The sequence below is a fragment of the Curtobacterium sp. MCSS17_011 genome (assembly GCF_003224275.1).
Taxonomy (GTDB): domain Bacteria; phylum Actinomycetota; class Actinomycetes; order Actinomycetales; family Microbacteriaceae; genus Curtobacterium.
Genome location: NZ_QKLE01000041.1, coordinates 1 through 18,179 on the forward strand (window position 1 = coordinate 1; position 18,179 = coordinate 18,179).

General features: G+C 70.6%; 19 protein-coding genes, 3 tRNA genes and 1 pseudogene. 9 read left to right on the forward strand and 14 right to left on the reverse strand.

Annotated features, from left to right (window positions below; all coding sequences use genetic code 11):
• Nucleotides 1-218 precede the first annotated feature (218 nt).
• The 3 genes from DEJ17_RS16815 to DEJ17_RS16825 are packed head-to-tail and all read left to right on the forward strand — an operon-like array spanning nucleotide 219 to nucleotide 2,139.
• Entirely contained in the window at nucleotides 219-908 is a 690-nt protein-coding gene (locus DEJ17_RS16815) for a YceI family protein (protein WP_110895483.1), read from the forward strand.
• Nucleotides 905-1,420, forward strand: coding sequence for a sigma-70 family RNA polymerase sigma factor (locus DEJ17_RS16820; protein WP_110895485.1), 516 nt, complete (start codon nucleotides 905-907; stop codon nucleotides 1,418-1,420). Before DEJ17_RS16815 ends, DEJ17_RS16820 begins: the two co-directional genes overlap by 4 nt.
• Nucleotides 1,417-2,139 carry a zf-HC2 domain-containing protein gene (locus tag DEJ17_RS16825; protein ID WP_110895487.1) on the forward strand — a complete coding sequence of 241 codons (723 nt, stop codon included), beginning with the start codon at nucleotides 1,417-1,419 and terminating at the stop codon, nucleotides 2,137-2,139. Before DEJ17_RS16820 ends, DEJ17_RS16825 begins: the two co-directional genes overlap by 4 nt.
• Here DEJ17_RS16825 and DEJ17_RS16830 read toward each other — a convergent pair.
• Complete coding sequence (locus DEJ17_RS16830; protein ID WP_110895489.1) at nucleotides 2,136-2,615, reverse strand: MarR family winged helix-turn-helix transcriptional regulator; 480 nt, start codon at nucleotides 2,613-2,615, stop codon at nucleotides 2,136-2,138. The two genes, DEJ17_RS16825 and DEJ17_RS16830, sit on opposite strands and share 4 nt — an antisense overlap.
• A gap of 128 nt (nucleotides 2,616-2,743) precedes the next feature.
• Between DEJ17_RS16830 and DEJ17_RS16835 the strand changes: the two genes are divergently transcribed.
• Complete coding sequence (locus DEJ17_RS16835; RefSeq protein WP_110895491.1) at nucleotides 2,744-6,313, forward strand: bifunctional proline dehydrogenase/L-glutamate gamma-semialdehyde dehydrogenase; 3,570 nt, start codon at nucleotides 2,744-2,746, stop codon at nucleotides 6,311-6,313.
• A 93-nt stretch (nucleotides 6,314-6,406) separates the two neighbouring features.
• Here the strand turns inward: DEJ17_RS16835 and DEJ17_RS16840 are convergent, their stop codons facing one another.
• The 4 genes from DEJ17_RS16840 to DEJ17_RS16855 are packed head-to-tail and all read right to left on the reverse strand — an operon-like array spanning nucleotide 6,407 to nucleotide 8,536.
• On the reverse strand, nucleotides 6,407-6,604 hold the full coding sequence (locus DEJ17_RS16840; RefSeq protein ID WP_110895493.1) for a hypothetical protein: 198 nt from the start codon (nucleotides 6,602-6,604) through the stop codon (nucleotides 6,407-6,409).
• Between the two features lie 10 nt (nucleotides 6,605-6,614).
• A complete protein-coding gene (locus tag DEJ17_RS16845; protein ID WP_110895495.1) occupies nucleotides 6,615-7,157 on the reverse strand; it encodes a dihydrofolate reductase family protein in 543 nt (180 codons plus the stop codon).
• A 33-nt stretch (nucleotides 7,158-7,190) separates the two neighbouring features.
• The gene (locus DEJ17_RS16850) at nucleotides 7,191-7,544 is read right to left on the reverse strand and encodes a hypothetical protein (RefSeq protein WP_110895497.1); all 354 of its coding nucleotides are present in this window, start codon (nucleotides 7,542-7,544) and stop codon (nucleotides 7,191-7,193) included.
• On the reverse strand, nucleotides 7,541-8,536 hold the full coding sequence (locus DEJ17_RS16855) for an SDR family oxidoreductase (RefSeq protein ID WP_027467045.1): 996 nt from the start codon (nucleotides 8,534-8,536) through the stop codon (nucleotides 7,541-7,543). Before DEJ17_RS16855 ends, DEJ17_RS16850 begins: the two co-directional genes overlap by 4 nt.
• Nucleotides 8,537-8,635: 99 nt before the next feature.
• Here DEJ17_RS16855 and DEJ17_RS16860 point away from each other — a divergent pair, with 99 nt between their 5' ends.
• Nucleotides 8,636-9,256 (forward strand): hypothetical protein, encoded by a 621-nt coding sequence (locus DEJ17_RS16860; protein WP_110895499.1) that lies wholly within the window; start codon nucleotides 8,636-8,638, stop codon nucleotides 9,254-9,256.
• Nucleotides 9,257-9,268: 12 nt separating this feature from the next.
• Here the strand turns inward: DEJ17_RS16860 and DEJ17_RS16865 are convergent, their stop codons facing one another.
• From DEJ17_RS16865 to DEJ17_RS16880, 4 genes are read right to left on the reverse strand one after another with little or no spacing between them, the layout of a single operon-like run.
• A complete protein-coding gene (locus DEJ17_RS16865) occupies nucleotides 9,269-10,030 on the reverse strand; it encodes a YqjF family protein (protein WP_220033673.1) in 762 nt (253 codons plus the stop codon).
• On the reverse strand, nucleotides 10,027-10,860 hold the full coding sequence (locus DEJ17_RS16870; protein WP_110895501.1) for a nitroreductase family protein: 834 nt from the start codon (nucleotides 10,858-10,860) through the stop codon (nucleotides 10,027-10,029). Before DEJ17_RS16870 ends, DEJ17_RS16865 begins: the two co-directional genes overlap by 4 nt.
• A 3-nt stretch (nucleotides 10,861-10,863) precedes the next feature.
• On the reverse strand, nucleotides 10,864-11,244 hold the full coding sequence (locus DEJ17_RS16875; protein WP_110895503.1) for a hypothetical protein: 381 nt from the start codon (nucleotides 11,242-11,244) through the stop codon (nucleotides 10,864-10,866).
• Nucleotides 11,245-11,254: 10 nt separating this feature from the next.
• Nucleotides 11,255-11,692, reverse strand: a complete 438-nt coding sequence (locus tag DEJ17_RS16880) for an Lrp/AsnC family transcriptional regulator (protein WP_017887694.1) — start codon at nucleotides 11,690-11,692, stop codon at nucleotides 11,255-11,257.
• Nucleotides 11,693-11,940: 248 nt separating this feature from the next.
• Between DEJ17_RS16880 and ddaH the strand changes: the two genes are divergently transcribed.
• Nucleotides 11,941-12,849: a dimethylargininase gene (gene ddaH / locus DEJ17_RS16885; protein WP_110895505.1), complete on the forward strand. Its 909-nt coding sequence runs from the start codon at nucleotides 11,941-11,943 to the stop codon at nucleotides 12,847-12,849.
• The gene (rocD, locus tag DEJ17_RS16890) at nucleotides 12,849-14,078 is read left to right on the forward strand and encodes an ornithine--oxo-acid transaminase (RefSeq protein WP_110895507.1); all 1,230 of its coding nucleotides are present in this window, start codon (nucleotides 12,849-12,851) and stop codon (nucleotides 14,076-14,078) included. Before ddaH ends, rocD begins: the two co-directional genes overlap by 1 nt.
• Nucleotides 14,079-14,222: 144 nt before the next feature.
• Here the strand turns inward: rocD and DEJ17_RS16895 are convergent, their stop codons facing one another.
• The gene (locus DEJ17_RS16895) at nucleotides 14,223-15,215 is read right to left on the reverse strand and encodes an NAD-dependent epimerase/dehydratase family protein (RefSeq protein WP_110895509.1); all 993 of its coding nucleotides are present in this window, start codon (nucleotides 15,213-15,215) and stop codon (nucleotides 14,223-14,225) included.
• 58 nt (nucleotides 15,216-15,273) lie between these two features.
• Nucleotides 15,274-15,468 (reverse strand): hypothetical protein, encoded by a 195-nt coding sequence (locus tag DEJ17_RS16900; protein ID WP_110895511.1) that lies wholly within the window; start codon nucleotides 15,466-15,468, stop codon nucleotides 15,274-15,276.
• A gap of 649 nt (nucleotides 15,469-16,117) precedes the next feature.
• Here DEJ17_RS16900 and DEJ17_RS16905 point away from each other — a divergent pair.
• Nucleotides 16,118-17,128, forward strand: coding sequence for an aldo/keto reductase family protein (locus tag DEJ17_RS16905; protein WP_110895513.1), 1,011 nt, complete (start codon nucleotides 16,118-16,120; stop codon nucleotides 17,126-17,128).
• A 140-nt stretch (nucleotides 17,129-17,268) separates the two neighbouring features.
• On the opposite strand, the gene DEJ17_RS16910 is transcribed toward DEJ17_RS16905, so the two are convergent.
• The 3 genes from DEJ17_RS16910 to DEJ17_RS16920 all read right to left on the reverse strand — a co-directional run bounded on the left by DEJ17_RS16910 (nucleotide 17,269) and on the right by DEJ17_RS16920 (nucleotide 17,545).
• A tRNA-Phe gene (locus tag DEJ17_RS16910) sits at nucleotides 17,269-17,341 on the reverse strand.
• Nucleotide 17,342: 1 nt separating this feature from the next.
• A tRNA-Asp gene (locus DEJ17_RS16915) sits at nucleotides 17,343-17,419 on the reverse strand.
• 53 nt (nucleotides 17,420-17,472) lie between these two features.
• Nucleotides 17,473-17,545, reverse strand: a tRNA-Glu gene (locus tag DEJ17_RS16920).
• A 258-nt stretch (nucleotides 17,546-17,803) separates the two neighbouring features.
• Here DEJ17_RS16920 and DEJ17_RS16925 point away from each other — a divergent pair.
• Nucleotides 17,804-18,179 (forward strand): annotated as a pseudogene (locus DEJ17_RS16925) (hypothetical protein); the annotation flags it as partial.

An 18,179-nucleotide genomic window follows, 5' to 3' on the forward strand; every position in this document is an offset into this window, starting at 1 on the left:
GGGCGCCGGAGATCAACACGTGGGTGTCCCTGCTGGTGATCGTCGCCGCGATGGCCGTGTCGACGCTGGCGAGCCTCGTCCGGATGCGCGGGGAGACCCCCGCGACGAACGACGACGATGCAGCGACGATCGACCAGGACCGAGCCGACCAGGACCGCGCCCGCACGTCCGACTGAAACCCGTTCGAACGATCCGCCCGGCTACCTCGTCGACTGGGTATGGCACTCCGCAAACGAACCAAGGTCATCATCGGGATCTCCGTCGGCGTCGTCGTCGTGGCTGCAGCAGCCGTCATCGCCGGCCCGGTCATCTACGCGAACACCGTCAACGGCCAGGCCGCCGCAGCACCCTCGCTGTCGGCGTCCTCGTCCGGCACCCTCGCCGCGGAGGACGCCGACGGCACCTGGACCAGCACGAGCAGCTCGTACGCCGGGTACCGGGTGCACGAGGTCCTGCAGGGGAATGACGTGAACGTGGTCGGTCGCACGAAGGACGTCAAGGGCACCGCAGTCGTCGCCGGCGGCTCCCTCACCAAGGCGACCGTCACCGTCCAGGTCGGCAAGATCAGCACCCCTGAAGCCGCCCGCGACGAGTACTTCCGCTCCACCGCGCTGCAGACCGACGAGTACCCCACTGCCACGTTCGAGCTGACGAAGCCCGTCGACGTCACGAAGGCGCTCGACGGCTCCACGCAGGACGTCACCCTGACCGGCACGATGGACCTGCACGGCGTCGAGAAGGCGGTCACGGCCGACGCGCAGGTCGCGGTCGGCAAGGGCGGGACCGTCCAGGTCGCCGGCACCGTGCCGATCACCTTCGCCGACTACGGCGTGAAGGCTCCTTCGCTCGGCTTCGTGACCGTGGACGGGAAGGGCTCCGTCGAGTTCTCCCTCGACCTCGGGAAGTGACCGTGACGAGTCGTTCCGCGGACGAGCTGCTCGCGACGCTGTACCGCGAGCACGGTGACGCGCTCACGCGGTACGTCCGGCACCTCACGCGGGACGGCTCGAGCGTCGAGGACGTCGTGCAGGAGACGATGGTCCGCGCCTGGCAGCGCCCGGCAGTGCTCGAGCGGGCTCCCGACAGCGCGCGAGCCTGGCTGTTCACGGTGGCCCGGAACCTGGTGGTCGACGACGCGCGATCGGCCCGCAACCGGCGCGAGCACGGCACCGAGCACCAGGTCGAACGGATCGAGTCGGACACCACGGACGCAGTGCTGGACCGGATCGTGGTCGCCGACGCACTCGCATCGCTGAGCCCGGACCACCGTCGCGTGGTGGTGGACGCGTACTGGCTCGGGCACACGGTGCCGGAGATCGCACGACGACACGACATCCCGGAGGGCACCGCCAAGTCGCGGCTGCACTACGGGCTGCGAGCCCTCCGGCTCGCACTGCAGGAACGAGGAGTGACCCGATGAGCGACGACAAGGGACCCCACGACAAGTACGTGGAGTGGGATGCCGCCTACGTCCTGGGGTCGCTCCCGTCCAGTGAACGGCTGGAGTACGAACGGCACCTCGAGACGTGCGACCGCTGTGCGGCAGCCGTCGCCGAGCTGGTCGGTCTGCCGGGGCTGCTCGGCAAGCTGCCGGCCGACCAGGCGATCGAGATCGCAGAACCGGACGGGAGGCCCGACACCCGTTCCGAAAGCGACCTCGCCTCCGTCGCGCACCGCGTCCGACACCGTCGCCGTCGTCGCCGGGTGTGGGCCGCCGCCACCGCGGGGCTCGCGGTCGTCGCCGCCGTCCTCGGCGGGCTCGCGGTGGGGGCAGCGGGGGAGCGCACCACGGTGCAGGCCGGTGCCGTTCCGACGGCGGTGGCCACCGCCGACCGGTACGACATGACCGGTGTGCAGGGCCTCGACGTCGAGCTCGCCATCAGCGGCGAGCAGTGGGGCACCCGCTTCGACTGGGGGTGCTCGTACGGCGGCAAGGAGTGGTCCGCCGACGGTTCGATCCTCTACGACCTCGTCGTGGTCCGGACGGACGGCACGACGCAGACCGTGGGGTCGTGGACCGCTGCCGGTGCCGATGCGCGCGGACTGTCGGCCTCGACGGACATCCCGCGGGACGACATCGAGAGCGTGCAGGTCCGGCTGCGCGGTGAGCGCGGCGCGCTCGCCGTCGTCACGCTCTAACCGGCGTCGGCCTCGTCCGGTGCGTCGTCGGGGCCGATCGCGTCCTGGACGCGCGCGCTGACGGACCGCAGGGTCTCGGCGTCGGTCCCCACGGGCCTCCAGAACAGGTCCTCGAGCGCACCGGTGTGCGCGCGGATGCCGGCGAGCACCGCGCGACGGCCGTCCGCGGTCATCACCACCCAGCTGCCGCGGCCGTCACTCGGGCAGTCGGCGCGCTCGACCAAGCCGCGGGAGACCATCCGCGTGACCTGGTGGCTGACGCGCGACTTCTCCCAGCCGATGCCCGCGGCGATGTCCCGGACGCGCAGACGGTGGTCGGGGTCGCGGTGCAGACCGATCAGGATCTCGAACTCGGGGATGGAGATGCCGGCACCCGCCTGGACGGCCTGGTCGAGCGCCCGGTCGAGTCGTCGCCAGACGTCGTGGTACGCGTCCCACGTGGCCCAGTCGCGGCCACCGTTGCCCTCCGTCGACATGCCGACCAGCGTATCCACCGGGCGGACGGTCGGACCGCGCCGCGACCCCTTTCATCCGCTCGGATGACTCCTGGCCGACGTACGGCGTGCTCCGAGTTCGCGTCGGACGTGCGGCATACGATCGGAGGATGCCGAGCGCTCGCCTCCAGGACACCACCGATGACGCCGTCGCGCTCGTGCGCCGGTGGCTGGCGGCGTCCGCCGGGGTGAAGCCCGACCCGGGTGCGGCCCGTCTGGCCGAGGTCCTGCGCGACGAGCAGGGCCTCGACTTCACCCGTGGTTTCGTCGACAAGGTCATCCGCCCCGAAGACCCCCGGGTCGCGGCACGCAACCTCGAGCAGCTGAGCCGTGACGTCCCCGACTTCCTCGCCTGGTACCTGCGCGGGGCGGTGACCCTCGGCGGTGGGTTCGCCACGATGGCACCGTGGGCGGTGATCCCGACCGCGCGCCGGATCCTGCGTCGGATGACCGGGCACCTGGTCATCGACGCGAGCACGAGCAAGCTCGGCCCGGCCCTCGCCAAGGTCGGCGGACCGGGCACCAGGCTGAACGTGAACCTGCTCGGCGAGGCCGTCCTCGGCAGCGCCGAGAGCGACCGACGACTGCAGGGCACGATGGACCTGCTCGCCCGCGACGACGTCGACCACGTGTCGATCAAGGTGAGCTCCGTCGTGCCGCAGACCTCGGCATGGGCCTTCGACCAGACGGTCGAGCGCGTCGTCGACCGGCTCGTCCCGCTCTACCGCCTGGCCGCGGCGCCGATGGCCTCCGGACGCCCCGCCAAGTTCATCAACCTCGACATGGAGGAGTACCGCGACCTCGACGTCACCCTCGCCGTGTTCCGGACGCTGCTCGACCGCGACGAGTTCGCCGACCTGCAGGCCGGCGTCGTGCTGCAGGCCTACCTGCCCGACGCCGCGGGAGCACTCGACGGGCTGACCGAGTGGGCGCAGGAGCGCCGTGCGCGTGGTGGCGCGCCCATCAAGGTGCGACTCGTCAAGGGCGCGAACCTCGCGATGGAGCACGTCGATGCGATCGTCCACGAGTGGCCCCTCGCCACCTGGGGCAGCAAGCGCGAGACCGACACCGCCTACCTCCGGATGCTCGACGCCGCCCTGACGCCGGAACGCACCGACGCCGTGCGGATCGGGGTCGCGGGGCACAACCTGTTCGACCTCGCCACCGCATGGGTGCTGGCGCAGCGCCGCGGGGTCACCGACGCGGTCGACGTCGAGATGCTGCTCGGCATGGCGTCCACCCACGCACAGGCCGTCCGGACCGACGTCGGGCAGATCTTGCTCTACACGCCCGTCGTGCAGCCGGACGAGTTCGACTCGGCCATCGCGTACCTGGCCCGTCGCCTGCAGGAGAGCGCGAGCCCCGAGAACTTCATCGCCGCCGCGTCCGACATCGACCACGACGCCAGCGTGTTCGAGCGGGAGCACAGCCGGTTCCTGGCGTCCGTCGCCGCACTCGACGAGCCCGTCCCCGCGAGCCACCGCACACAGGACCGCCACCGCGCACTCGGCGAACCCGTGCTGCGCGACGCGTTCCACAACGCCCCCGACACCGACCCGTCCGTCGCCGCGAACCGGTCCTGGGCGCTCGACGTCCTGCGCCGGGTGCCGCGCTCGCAGCTCGGCGCGCAGACCATCCGCGGCGCGAGGGTCGCCGACCGCTCCAAGCTCGAGCGGATCATGGCACGGACCGCCCAGGCCGGCGTGAACTGGGGTCGGCAGGACCCGTCCGACCGCGCCGAGCTCCTCGACCTCATCGGGCACGAACTCGAGACCCGCCGAGCCGACCTGATCGAGGTCATGGCCGCCGAGACCGGCAAGACCTTCGCCGAAGCCGACACCGAGGTGACCGAGGCCGTCGACGCCGCCCACTACTACGCCGAGAGCGCCCGCCGCCTCGGGGACGTCGAGGGCGCGCAGTACGTGCCGCCGCGGCTGACCGTCGTCGTGCCGCCGTGGAACTTCCCCGTCGCCATCCCCGCCGGTGGCGTGCTTGCTGCGCTCGCCGCGGGGAGCGGTGTCGTGCTCAAGCCCGCACCCGAGGCCAAGCGCTCCGGGGCCGTGCTCGCCGACGTGCTCTGGGATGCCGGGGTGCCGCACTCGCTGCTGCAGCTCGTCGACCTGGCCGAGGACGAACTCGGCCGCGACCTGATCGGCCACCCCACGGTCGACCGCATCATCCTGACCGGCTCGTCCGACACCGCCCGTGCGTTCCGCTGGTGGCGCGCCGGGCTACCGCTCACCGCCGAGACGAGTGGCAAGAACGCCGTCGTCGTCACGCCCAGCGCCGACCTCGACCTGGCGGTGCAGGACATCGTGCAGTCCGCCTTCGGGCACGCCGGACAGCAGTGCTCGGCGGCGTCCCTCGTGATCCTGGTCGGGTCGGTGGGTGAGAGCGAGCGCTTCCGGCGGCAGCTCGTCGACGCGACCCGCACGCTGCGGGTCGCGTGGCCGGACGACCCCACGGCGCAGGTCGGCCCGGTCATCGCCGAACCGCAGGGCAAGCTGCGCCAGGGTCTGACCGAGCTCGGGCCGGGGGAGTCCTGGCTCCTGCAGCCCGAGGCGGTCGACGACTCCGGCCGGCTCTGGTCGCCGGGCATCCGCGACGGCGTCCGCCCCGGCAGTGACTTCCACCAGACCGAGTACTTCGGTCCGGTGCTCGGCATCATGCGCGCCGAGACCCTCGAGCAGGCGATCGCCATCCAGAACGGCACCGACTTCGGGCTGACGGCGGGCATCCACTCGCTCGACGTCGACGAGGTGTCCGAGTGGCTCGCGCAGGTCCGCGCCGGCAACCTGTACGTCAACCGCGGCATCACCGGTGCGGTCGTGGGGCGCCAGCCGTTCGGCGGCTGGAAGGGTTCCTCGGTCGGCACCGGCACCAAGGCCGGCGGCCCCATGTACGTCGCGACGCTCGGCCGCTGGCTGCCCACCCCCCGCACCGTGCACAAGAGCATCCAGCTGCACGGCCTGCCCCCGCGCGTCACCGCGGTGATCGAGGCCGCACGCAGCGGGCTGTCGTTCGAGGAGTTCGACCGCGTCCGCGCCGGGGCCCTGAGCGACGTGCGCGCACGGCAGACCCTCTTCCGGTCGCAGGACCTGTCCGGGCTCGTGGTGCAGCGGAACGTGCTGCGTCACCGCCCCCAGTCCGTCATCGTCCGACAGGCCGAGGACGCCTCGACCGTGGACCTCGTCCGGACGCTCGTCGCCGCCACGTCGGCACGTGCGCACGTCCTGCTCAGCACTGCTCGGCCGCTGCCCGGCCCGCTCACGCAGCTGCTGGCCGGAAGCCGGTCGCCGCTCGACGTCGTCGACCACCTGGTGGAGTCCGACCAGGAGTTCCACGCCCGCGCGTCGTCGGGAGCGGTGTTCCAGGCGGACTGGTCCAGCGGCCAGGACGACCAGCCCGTCGACGCGCTCGAGGCCGTGTTGTCCCAGGGCCAGGACCGACCGGCGCACACGGCGTTCGGGGGTCCCGGTGCCCGGATCCGGTTGCTCGGCGGTGACCCCCTCGCCCTCGAAGAAGCCCTCGGCGCGAGCATCGACGTCGCGATCCACGACGCACCCGTGGTCGAGGCCGGGGTCATCGAGATGCTGCCGTACCTGCGCGAGCAGTCGGTGTCGATCACCGCGCACCGGTTCGGTGACGTCGACAGCGACTTCTCCGAGCTGCGCGTCTAGGCAGTTCCGCTTCGTGCGTTCCGCTTCGTGAGCAGAAGAGGTCGGGTACCCGAACGGGACCGGACCTCTTCTGCACACGAAGTGGCCCGAGGATCAGTCCTCGGCGTCGCCCGCGTCTTCGTCCTCGACGCCGGTCTCGTCCATGCGGTCCCGCAGGTGGTCTGCCATCGCGCCGGCGCCCTCGCCCGCGTGGTCGTGGTCGACCTGCTGGATCAGGCCCTGCAGCTTCTCGTGGTTCGTGGCATCGGTGGCACCGTCCATGACGGGCTCGGTCTGCTCGTTGTCGCTCATGCTCCGGACGCTACGCCGCGGTTGCTGCGGAACGGTAGTGGAGCTCGACCGCCCCGCCGTCGAACTGCGTGGTGCCGACGAGCTCGAACACCGGGGTCGGTGCGGCGACCGGCAGCAGGGGTGCCCCGGCGCCGAGCGCGACCGGCATCACCGTGACCCGCAGCTCGTCGAGGATGCCGGCCTGCTGGTACTGCGCCGCGAGCAGTCCGCCACCGACGACCCAGACGTCGCGCCCGTCGGCCTCGCGCTCGAGATCGGCCTGGTGGTCGCCGACCTCGCCGGAGACGAAGCGCACGTCGACGCCGTCGGGCACCGGCAGGTCTCGGGTCGTGAACACCCACGTCGCCAGGTCCGGGTACGCCCACGTGTCGTCGTGTTCGAGCAGCCACTCGTACGTCGTCGACCCCATCGCGATCGCCCCGACGCCGGCGAAGAACCGGTCGTGGTGTTCCTGGAACGGCTCGAAACCGAAGCGCAGCAACCAGTCGAGGTCGTCGTCCGGTGCTGCGACGAAGCCGTCCAGCGAGGACGCGACGGAGTAGATCGTGCTCATGCCGGGGACGCTACCGAGCACCCCCGACAGGAGTCAGCGACGACGGCTGCGACCGCCGCGACCGACGACCGCTGCCTCGGCGACCGCGAGCAGCGCTGCGATCCAGAGCTGGTCGAACGCGAACCGGCGTCGACGGGGATCGGCGACGGCCAGCGGCACCATCGTCGCACCGTGCAGGGCGTCCACGACCGCGCTCAAGGTGTGCGCGTTGCCGGACCCGGCTCGTGCGACGAGCGCGGCCTGTGCGAGCTGCCGGACCCCGAGCACGCCGTGCAGGACGGCCTGGTCCGATCCCCGGACCGAACGGCTCAGGTGCCACAGGCCGAGCCCGGCGCGGGCCAGCTCGACGATGGCTGCCCCACTCACGGTCGACGACGGGCGGCTCATCGTCGGCGTCCCGCGACGAGTGCGGCGGCCCCGGCGGCACCGAGCACGGCCCCGATGATCCCGTTGCCGACGCGTCGGTGCTCCACCCACCAGGTCTGCGGCGACCAGGCGTGCGCGGACTCGTCGAAGACCCCGTGCGCACCGTGGTCGCCCGGCACCGGCTCGTACAGGTTGTCCCGCATCTCGAGGCCGTCCTTGTCGGGGGCCTGCTGCCCGTCGACCAGGGTCTTGGCGGCGTACCAGTCGGCGAAGCGCCCGCTGATCCGGTTGCCGAGGATCGTGTAGACCGTCGACTCGCCCACCCAGGTGCGGCTCCGCGGCCGCTCGGCCACGGCGGCGATGGCCCGGGCACCGACCTCGGGCTGGTAGATCGGGGCGACCGGCTGCGGGTGGTGCGGCAGCTTCGACTTCACCCACTGGAACTGGATCGTGTTGAGCGCCGGCATGTCCACGCGGGACACCTTCACCTTGCTGCCCTGTTCGCGCAGCTCGGAGACGACGGACTCGGTGAACCCGACGATGGCGTGCTTCGCGCCGCAGTACGCGGCCTGCAGGGGGATCCCGCGGAACCCGAGCGCCGAACCGACCTGGATCACGTGCCCACGACCGCGGGGGACCATCCGCGACAGCGCCGACCGGGTGCCGTTCACGAAGCCGAGGTAGGTCACGTGCAGCGCCCGCTCGAAGTCCTCCGGTGCGGTGTCGAGGAACTTCCCGAACACCCCGACCATCACGCCGTTCACCCACAGGTCGATCGGTCCGAGCTCCCGCTCGACCCGGTCGGCCGCGGCCTCGACGGCGTCGCGGTCGGAGACGTCGGCGACCAGTGCCAGCCCGCGTCGCCCGGCGGCCTCGACCTCGGCGACCGCGGCGTCGACGCCCTCCTGCCCGCGGGCCAGGACGGCCACGTCCCACCCCCGTGCGGCGAGCTCCCGGACGGTCGCCCGTCCCAGTCCTGCGGATCCACCGGTCACCACTGCCACTCGAGTCATGGCTCCCTTGTACCGGCGGTCGGCCGTGCACCACTCAGCCGCTGTCCCCCGGAGTCGCCGTGCCGAACGACGCACGCACCGACGGGACATCATGGCCAGGTGGAGACCCGAGACCCCGACACCGACGACCCCGCCGAGGAGGCGCCGCCCGGTTGGGTGCTCAACACACCGACCCGGCCGCTCGAGGTCTGGACGTACCCGGTCCTCGCGCTGCTCCTCGCCGCCGCACACGTCGCCCTCGGCATCGCCTTCGGTGGTGCCTTGGCGCTCGTCGTCGGGGTGTCCGCCGCAGTGGTGACGACCGTCGGCGCAGTTGCCCTGTTCGTGACGGGTCGGCGCGCGTACGACGAGCAGAGCCGCGACGCCTCATGGCGGTGCCACGTCACCCGCGTGGTCGTGGCGGTCGGGAGCGTCGGCATCGTCTCGGTCACCACCCTGACCGTCGGGTTCCCCTTCGGCGCCCTGTTCGGTGCGGTCGCCGGCGTCCCGACGGCGTTCCGCTTCGCTCGCTCCATGCCGCGGATCGATCGCCTCGTCGTCGCGTGGACAGCACTCGCCGTCGCCGCGTGCTGCGGTGTCCTCGCGGTCCTCGGCCGCACGCTCCCCGATCTCCCGGACTTCCGGAGCACGACCTGGACGTTCGGCGCTGCCTTCGCGGCGATGAGCGCTGTGGCGGCCGTCCATCAGTTCGTCGTCGCGCGTCGGTCACCCCACGACTGACGTCGTTCGGCCTCAGCGCCCCCGACCGAACCGCGTCGTGACCCCCGGCGAGTAGAGCACCGAGTCCGGTTCGAGCTCCGTCAACCCGAAGGGCAGCCCGGCAGCCCCGACCAGGTCGTCCCGCAGCGACACCACCGATGCCCGGTGCAACGGCCACGCCTCGTGCTCGTTCGGCCAGAACCGGGTCCGTCCGGCACGATGCACGTGCATGCCCCACCGCGCCGTCAGGAACGTCTCGAGCGGCCCCGGCTCGTCGAGCACCTCGCCCACACGCACGTCGAGCATCGACCGCAGGTGGGTGCCGTGCCGCCGCATCGCGTACCCCACGCGGCCGTCACCGCTGCGCGACTCAGCGATCGCCCACCGGTACGGCAGTCCGGTCGCGACGCGTGCGCCGATGGTCGGCAGGAGCTTGCCGGCGTCGAGCGACAGGAACACGACCCCGCGCTGCCCCTGCTCGTCGACCGTGTAGACGCGGACGTTCAGCTCGACGAAGTCGCCGACGCTCCCGGTCGAGAACGGCGGGAACCGGGTGTCCTCGAACCGGAACGCGATGAGGCCCACCCAGGTGGTCACCCCGTCGTCGGTGCCGTCGAGCGCCATCGTGTCGGGCCGCGTGCCGGTCGGCAGCAGCGGGGCCACCGCCGACACGTCGACGCGCCAGTGCACGAAGACGACGTCGAGCCAGTCCTGCGAGATCCAGGGGCGGCCCGGCAGGCCGGGGGCGACGGGTTGGAGGCCCGGAGCGGTCTGGGTGGGTCGGGTGTCGGTCACGATGTGGTCGCCTCAGGTTCGATGTGGGCTGCGACGGGTGCGTCGTCCCACCCCTGCTGCGGGGTGTCGCAGGTACCGCGGAACACGTACTGCGAGGGGCGCTTCCGCTCGCTCGACGTCCAGTCGATGGCCGGTCGTCGTCGTTCCGGGGGAAGGTACCCGATCCGGTAGACGGCCATCAGCTCGAGCGACTCGGGGACGCGGAGCAGTCCCTCGATCTCCTCCCACGCGCCGGGGGTCTCCATCGGGAAGGACACGAACTGGATCCCCAGGCCGAGCTCGGTCGTCGCGAGCCAGATGTTCTCCATCGCCGCGCCCATGCTGAACACCGAGTAGAAGCCGGACAGCTCCTCCTTCCGGTACTCGTGGCGGTCGAGCATCACGCCGAGCAGCAGCGGCGACCCGGCGACGAGCTTCCGGTTCTCCTCACCCAGGGTCTGCGGCACCCGGAGCGTGTTCATGAGCAGCTGCCCACGCTTCGTGAACACCTGCTTCGTGAACGGCCGCAGCGGCCCGGGGAGCTTGTCGAACAGCATCCCGTCGCGTCGCTCGTCCATCTCGGCCTTGGAGAACCGGAAGTACGGCTTGTACCGCTCGAAGAACGTGCCCTCGGCCATGGTGCGGGTCATCGAGCTGCCGCTGATCTCGGCGACGCGGTCGATCGTCCGGCGTTCCTCGATCAGCACGAAGCGCCACGGCTGGCTGTTCAGCTGCGACGGCGCCCGGCCGGCGAGCTCCATGAGCAGCCGCTGGTGCTCTTCCGACACCGGATCGGGCAAGAACGGCCCGTTCGTCGTGCGTCGTCGTCGGATGGCCTCGAACAGCTCCACTGCTCACCTCTCTGATCGCCTGCGTGCGAGCACGGCCCCCAGGTAGGACGGTGCGGCGGCGACCGCGACCCTCCAGTGTGCTCCGGAGCGCGGGTTCGTGCGTGGAGCGACCGCCAGGGGCACGAGTGCCGGCAGCAGGAACAGTGCAGTGCGGTCGCGCGTCCACACGGGGGTCGTCGCGGCGATGCCGGTCAGGGTCGCGGTCACGACGAACAGCCCGTGGTGCACGACGCGGAGCTTCTTCGTGCGGATCAGCCGCACGGCGACGGCGGTGCCCCAGAGACAGTTCGCAACGTAGGCGACGCTCGCAGCGGTGACCAGCTGCCGGGCCGGCCGCGATCCCGTGGGTGCCGAGCCGCGCCTCCAGACCGTCTTCCGTCCCATGCGTGGGACGTTACGCGGTCTCTCGACTGACGAGCTTGGAGAGCACGATCGCGGAGCGGGTGTGGTCGACCTGGGGTGCGAGGCGGACCTTGTCGAGCGCCTCCTCGAGCGCGGACAGGTCCTTCGAGCGCATGTGCACGACGGCGTCGGCGCTGCCGGTGACCGTGCCGGCGTCGATGACCTCGGGGACGGTGTCGAGCAGGGCGCGCAGCTCGTCGGGCGAAACGGTGCCGCGGCAGTAGAGCTCGACCCAGGCCTCGGTGCCGCGGTCCTCGACGGCGGGGTCGACCTTGATCGTGAAGCCCTGGATGACGCCGTCACCGACCAGCCGGTCGACGCGGCGCTTGACGGCCGAGGCCGAGAGTCCGACCACCGACCCGATGTCGCCGTAGCCGGCGCGGGCGTTGTCCCGGAGCTGATCCAGGATGCGGTGGTCGAGCGTATCCATTTGTCCCCTATGGTACGCGGACTTCTTGCGAGGTCGGTCGGTCTCGCGCACGAAACGTGCGTCACCCGAACGGGTGCCACGGTGTCGGAGTCCCGCTACTGCACTTGCTGGACGGTGTGTGGAAGGATCGGACCCGGCGTCGACCTGGTCCGCTGCGGTGAGTGAGCCTGCATCTCACCGGAGCTCTTCTCCTTCGTTCCGTTTCGGTTCCTGGCAGGCTCGGGCCCCGGTCCCTTCCAGGAGGACTGATGTCGAACACCGCACCCGCCCCCGAGTCCGTCGCCACGCCGGCCCGTGTCGCCACGAAGCGCACGATCCTGATGTGCAAGCCGGACTTCTACACCGTGAGCTACCGGATCAACCCCTGGATGCACCCGGAGGAGCCGACCGACACGTCGAAGGCCGTCGAGCAGTGGGAGTCGCTCGTCGCCGTCTACGAACAGCTCGGCTTCGACATCTCCTACATCGACCCGATCGACGGCCTGCCGGACATGGTCTACGCGGCCAACGGCGGCTTCGTCCTCGACGGCATCGCGTACGGCGCGAAGTTCCAGTACCCCGAGCGCCAGCCCGAGGGCCCCGCGTACATGGACTGGTTCCGCCAGGCGGGCCTGACCGTCGCCGAGCCGGAGCAGACCAACGAGGGCGAGGGCGACTTCCTGCTCATCGGGGACACCATCTTCGCCGGCACCGGCTTCCGGTCGGACAGCACCTCGCACGACGAGCTCGCGAAGATCTACGGCCGCGAGGTCGTCACGCTCAAGCTCATCAACCCGAGCTTCTACCACCTCGACACCGCCATCGCCGTGCTCGACCCGGAGCCCGCGGCTGACGGTACGTCGAACATCGCCTACCTGGAGAGTGCCTTCGACGAGCCGTCGCTGGCGATCCTGCGCGAGCGCTTCCCGGACGCGATCATCGCCACCGAAGAAGACGCCGCGATCCTCGGCCTGAACTCGTACTCCGACGGGTACAACGTCGTGATCGCCGCGCGGGCTGTTCGGTTCGCCGAGCAGCTGAAGGAGAAGGGCTACAACCCGATCGGCGTCGACCTGTCCGAGTTGCTGCTCGGCGGTGGCGGCGTGAAGTGCTGCACCCTCGACCTGCACCCGGTCGGCACCGGCACCTCGGTCGCGCGTTCGCTCGGGGTCAGCTGATGTCGGCGGCAGCGTCGCTCGGGGTCAACACCGCGGCGGCGCTCGCCGTCGAGGACCGCGCTCTCGCGCACAACTACAGCCCGCTGCCCGTCGTCATCGCGTCGGGTGCCGGAGCGACCGTCACCGACGTCGACGGCAAGCAGTACCTGGACGGCCTCGCCGCGTACTCGGCGGTGAACTTCGGCCACGGCAATCCGCGGCTGCTCGACGCCGCACGGGCGCAGCTCGACCGTGTGACGCTGACCTCGCGAGCCTTCGTGAACGACCAGCTCGGGCCGTTCGCGGCAGCACTGGCGGCGTTGACGCAGACCGAGATGGTCCTGCCGATGAACACCGGTGCCGAGGCCGTCGAGTCCGCGATCAAGGTGTCCCGCGCCTGGGGCTACCGCGTCAAGGGCGTGCCGGCCGAGCGGGCGACGATCATCGTGGCGTCCGGCAACTTCCACGGCCGCACGACGACGATCATCTCGTTCTCCGACGACCCCTCGGCCCGCGACGACTTCGGTCCGTACACGCCGGGCTTCCGCACGGTGCCGTACGGCGACGCTGCGGCCCTGCGCGAGGCGATGGACGAGACCGTCGTCGCCGTGCTGCTCGAGCCGATCCAGGGTGAGGGCGGCGTGGTCATCCCGCCGGAGTCGTACCTTCCTGACGTCCGGGCGGTCTGCGACGAGTTCGGTGCGTTGTTCATCGCCGACGAGATCCAGTCCGGCCTCGGTCGCACGGGGCACACGCTCGCGGTGCAGCGCGTCGGGGTGCGACCCGACCTGATCACACTCGGCAAGGCCCTCGGTGGCGGCATCGTGCCGGTGTCGGCGGTGGTCGGCTCGGCTGCTGTCCTCGGGGTCCTGCGCCCTGGCGAGCACGGGTCCACCTTCGGCGGCAACCCGCTCGCGGCGGCCGTCGGTGCCGAGGTCGTGGCGATGCTCGGCGAGGGCACGTTCCAGCAGCGGGCCCTCGACGGCGAACCGCTGCTGCGCGGGCTGCTCGACGAGCTGCTCGGCAAGGGTGTCGTGTCCCACCGCGTGGCCGGGCTCTGGGCGGGCATCGACATCGACCCCGCACTCGGCACCGGCAAGGCGATCGCGAAGGACCTCGCCGACCGCGGGCTCCTGGTGAAGGACACCCACGGCTCGACGATCCGCTTCGCACCGCCCCTGGTCGTCACCGACGACGAGGTGCGCACCGCGATCGACGTGCTCGGTGAGGTCCTGCGCGACCGCAGCTGACGGGGCGGGCGCGTGCAGCGCCTCCCGTCCGGTCGGCGGGTGCGCACCCGCCGAACCAGGTTCCGGACACAGCACCGCGGACAAGCGTGGTGCGGTGTCCGGAACCTGGTTCCGGCCGCCGCGCGACCGCGACAGCGGCCCGGCTCACACCGCCCAGCGCGCCGCCAGCTCGTCCATCAAGCCGTCGAGTCGCTCGTCCACGAACTGCTCCTCGGGGTGGGCCTCGTACCAGGCGATGACCTCGCGCACACCCTGCCGGTAGGTCGTGCGCGGCCGGTACCAGGGCACGAGCGACCGGACCTTGCTGTTGTCGAACACCGAGCTGTTCGCCTTGTCGCCGAGCAGCGCTGCACCCCACTCCGGGTCCACGGCGTTGATCGCGTCCGCCGGCACGTGCACGATCCGCAGGTCGTCGACCCCGGCCGCCGCCGCGATCTCGTGCGCGATGGCGTTCCACGTCGGGGCTTCGTCGCTCGTGATCGTGAAGGGCTCACCGATCGCCTCGGCGCGATCGAGCAGCCCCGTGAACGCGACCGCGAAGTCACGGCTGTGCGTCAGGGTCCACAGCGAGGTGCCGTCGCCGGTGATGATGACCGGCTTGCCGGCACGCATCCGAGCGACGGCGGTCCACCCGCCGGTCAGTGGCAGCTTCGTCTCGTCGTAGGTGTGCGACGGCCGCACGATCGTCACCGGGAAGTCCTGCTCCCGGTAGGCCTGCATCAACAGCTCCTCGCACGCGATCTTGTCGCGCGAGTACTGCCAGTACGGGTTCTTCAACGGCGTCGACTCCGTGATCGGCAGGTGCGTCGCCGGCGTCTGGTAGGCCGAGGCCGAGCTGATGAACACGTACTGCCGCGTCCGCCCCGCGAAGAAGTCGACGTCGGCCTGCACCTGGTCCGGCGTGAAGGCGATCCAGTTCACGACCACGTCGAAGCGCTGGTCGCCGAGTGCGTCCGCCAGTGCGGTGCGGTCCGACACGTCGGCCTGGAGGCGCGTCACACCCTCCGGGATCGGCCTGCCCCCGGTGGTCCCCCGGTTGAGCACGGTCACGTCGAACCCCTGCTCGACGGCCTCCCGGACGCAGGCTGCGCTGATGACGCCGCTCCCGCCGATGAACAACACGCTCGCTCCGGTCATGGATGCTCCCTCGCTTCCGGCGGCACCGCTCCGTGCCGCAACCCTTTCGATCCTGCACCTACCCGTCGGGGCGGGCACGGAGCACGGCTTCGATCGAAGTGGTGCCCTCAGCCCAGGATGCCGCGTGTGGACCGATCCAGCCGAGCAGTTCGAGTGCGAAGTCGTGGTCCCGCTGCAGGTTCCGCGCGTGGATGGGTTCGTGGTGCGCGGCGCGGTTCCGCACGAAGTGCAGCTGCTGGAGCCGTCGCGCCACCTCGCTCCGTCGGATGCGCAGGTTGTCCGGCCCGTGCGGAAAGGCTCGATGCAGGCCAGGCACCCAGAGCGAGGTGTGGTACCGCGACGAGGTACCGCCAGAACCCGAAGCTGAGCTCCGCGATGACCCGTCCGTGCACTTCGGGACGTCGACCTTCTCGACTCGCCCGTGCCCGTGCCTTCGCGAGGTCGGCACGCCCGCGGCTGTCGAGTGGTGCGATGTCGTACCAGGGCGGCCCGGTGCGGCTCGATGCCCACGCGCAGAGTTCACGGTCGAGCGCATTGCGAGCGAACACCTCGACGACGCCGGTGAGCTCCATGACCGCCGCCGCGGCTCGCATGTTCACTCGTAGAGCCGCAGTGCTTCAGTCGACGACCCCGTCCGCCCTGCGTACGAACGGAGCCGTTCGGCTGTGATGAGTCGCTCGAGCTCGTCTTCCTGCATCCCGCCTCGCCTGCTACCGTTGTTCACGAAGACCCCGGAACGATCCCTGGCTCAGGCCACATCGCCGGGGTTTCGTCTATTCCGATCGTCTCTGAAACATCAGCGTACAGGTGTGCACTCGCAGGCCGAGAGCTCCTGGGGGTGACGCGACTACCGTCACGATTCGGGTCGCACCGACGCGCCCCACGACAGGAGTGACACGCACATGGAGTACCGCTACCTCGGCAACTCGGGCCTCAAGGTCTCCGAGATCACCTACGGCAACTGGCTCACCCACGCATCCCAGGTCGAGAACGACGCGGCGATCGCCTGCGTCAAGGCCGCCCTCGAGGTCGGCATCTCGACGTTCGACACCGCGGACGTCTACGCCAACACCGGCGCGGAGACGGTCCTCGGCGAAGCGCTCAAGGGGGAGCGGCGCCAGTCCCTCGAGATCGCCACGAAGGTGTTCGGGCCGACCGGTCCGAAGGGCCACAACGACACCGGGCTGTCCCGCAAGCACATCCTCGAGTCGATCGACGGCTCGCTGCAGCGGCTGCAGACGGACTACGTCGACCTGTACCAGGCGCACCGCTACGACCACGAGACCCCGCTCGAAGAGACGATGCAGGCCTTCGCTGACATCGTGCGCCAGGGCAAGGTCCTGTACGTCGGCGTCAGCGAGTGGACCGCGGACCAGCTGCGTGCGGGTGCTGCGCTCGCGAAGGACCTCGGCTTCCAGCTCATCTCGAACCAGCCGCAGTACTCGGCACTGTGGCGTGTCATCGAGGACGAGGTCGTCCCCACCTCGAAGGAACTCGGCATCTCGCAGATCGTCTGGTCCCCGATCGCCCAGGGCGTGCTCACCGGCAAGTACAAGCCGGGTCAGCCCCTGCCCGAGGGCTCCCGTGCCACCGACGACAAGGGCGGCGCGGACATGATCAAGCGGTTCATGCGCGACGAGGTGCTGTCCTCGGTGCAGGAGCTGCAGCCGGTCGCCGACGAGCTGAACCTGTCGATGGCGCAGCTCGCGGTCGCCTGGGTCCTGCAGAACGAGAACGTCGCGAGCGCGATCATCGGGGCCTCGCGTCCGGAGCAGGTGCACGACAACGCGGGCGCTGCCGGCGTCACGATCCCGGCGGAGCTCATGTCGCGGATCGACGATGCCCTGGGCGCCGTGGTCGAGCGCGACCCGTCGAAGACGAACGACAGCAGCCCGAAGACCCGCGAGGCGTAGCCCTTCCGCGAAACACCGGTGTCCGCCCGTTGAACACGCGCATGCCGCGGTTCGACGCGCGAACACCGGTGTTTTGCAATCGGGTCACGCCAGCCAGACAACGGAAAAGGCCCCCTGCCGAAGCAGGGGGCCTTCACCGGTGGCTGGACACGGCATCGATCCGTGGACCTTTCGATTTTCAGTCGAACGCTCTACCAACTGAGCTATCCAGCCGTGGCGACCCTGACGGGACTTGAACCCGCGACCTCCGCCGTGACAGGGCGGCACGCTAACCAGCTGCGCTACAGGGCCATGTTGAATTGCTGTGGTGTTGTTCAGTACTACTTGCTCGCTCACTCAAGGAGTGACCCCAACGGGATTCGAACCCGTGCTGCCGCCGTGAAAGGGCGGTGTCCTAGGCCACTAAACGATAGGGCCGCAAGCAGTGCATCGCGCTACCGATGGACAAGCATACGGATGCCCCCGGGGTTTCACAAATCCGACCCCGCGAACCGTGCATCCCCGGCGTGTCGCGCCGTCAGCGCACCGGTCTCCGATGCTGTCGGTGCGAGCATCGTCGGCGGCCGCACCCCTCGTCCGAGGGGCTGTCGAGCCTGCGACCCGTGTTGTTACTGTTGCACCTGTTAACAGTGTTACGTGCGTGAGCCTTGCCGCGCTGTTACGAAATCGAGATACATGTCGACCTCCACTCCCTTCTCCCTCCGCACCCGCAGCCGCCTCGTCGCCGCCGCGGTCGCCGTCGCGCTCACGGCCGGCACGCTCGCGGCACTCGCTCCGACGTCGTCCGCCAGCGCCGCGAGCTACCCCAGCTGGGACGAGGTGCAGCAGGCGAAGTCGTCGACCAGCGCCCAGCAGGCCAAGGTCAGCGAGATCAAGTCGCTCATCTCGTCGCTGAAGAGCGAGGCCGCCGCCAAGCAGAAGGCCGCGCAGGCCGCTGGTGAGGCCTATCAGTCGGCGCAGAACAAGTACGACGAGGCGACGCTCAAGCAGAAGAAGTTCCAGTCGCAGGCCGACGAGGCCCAGCAGACCGCCGCGCAGTCCGAGGAGCAGG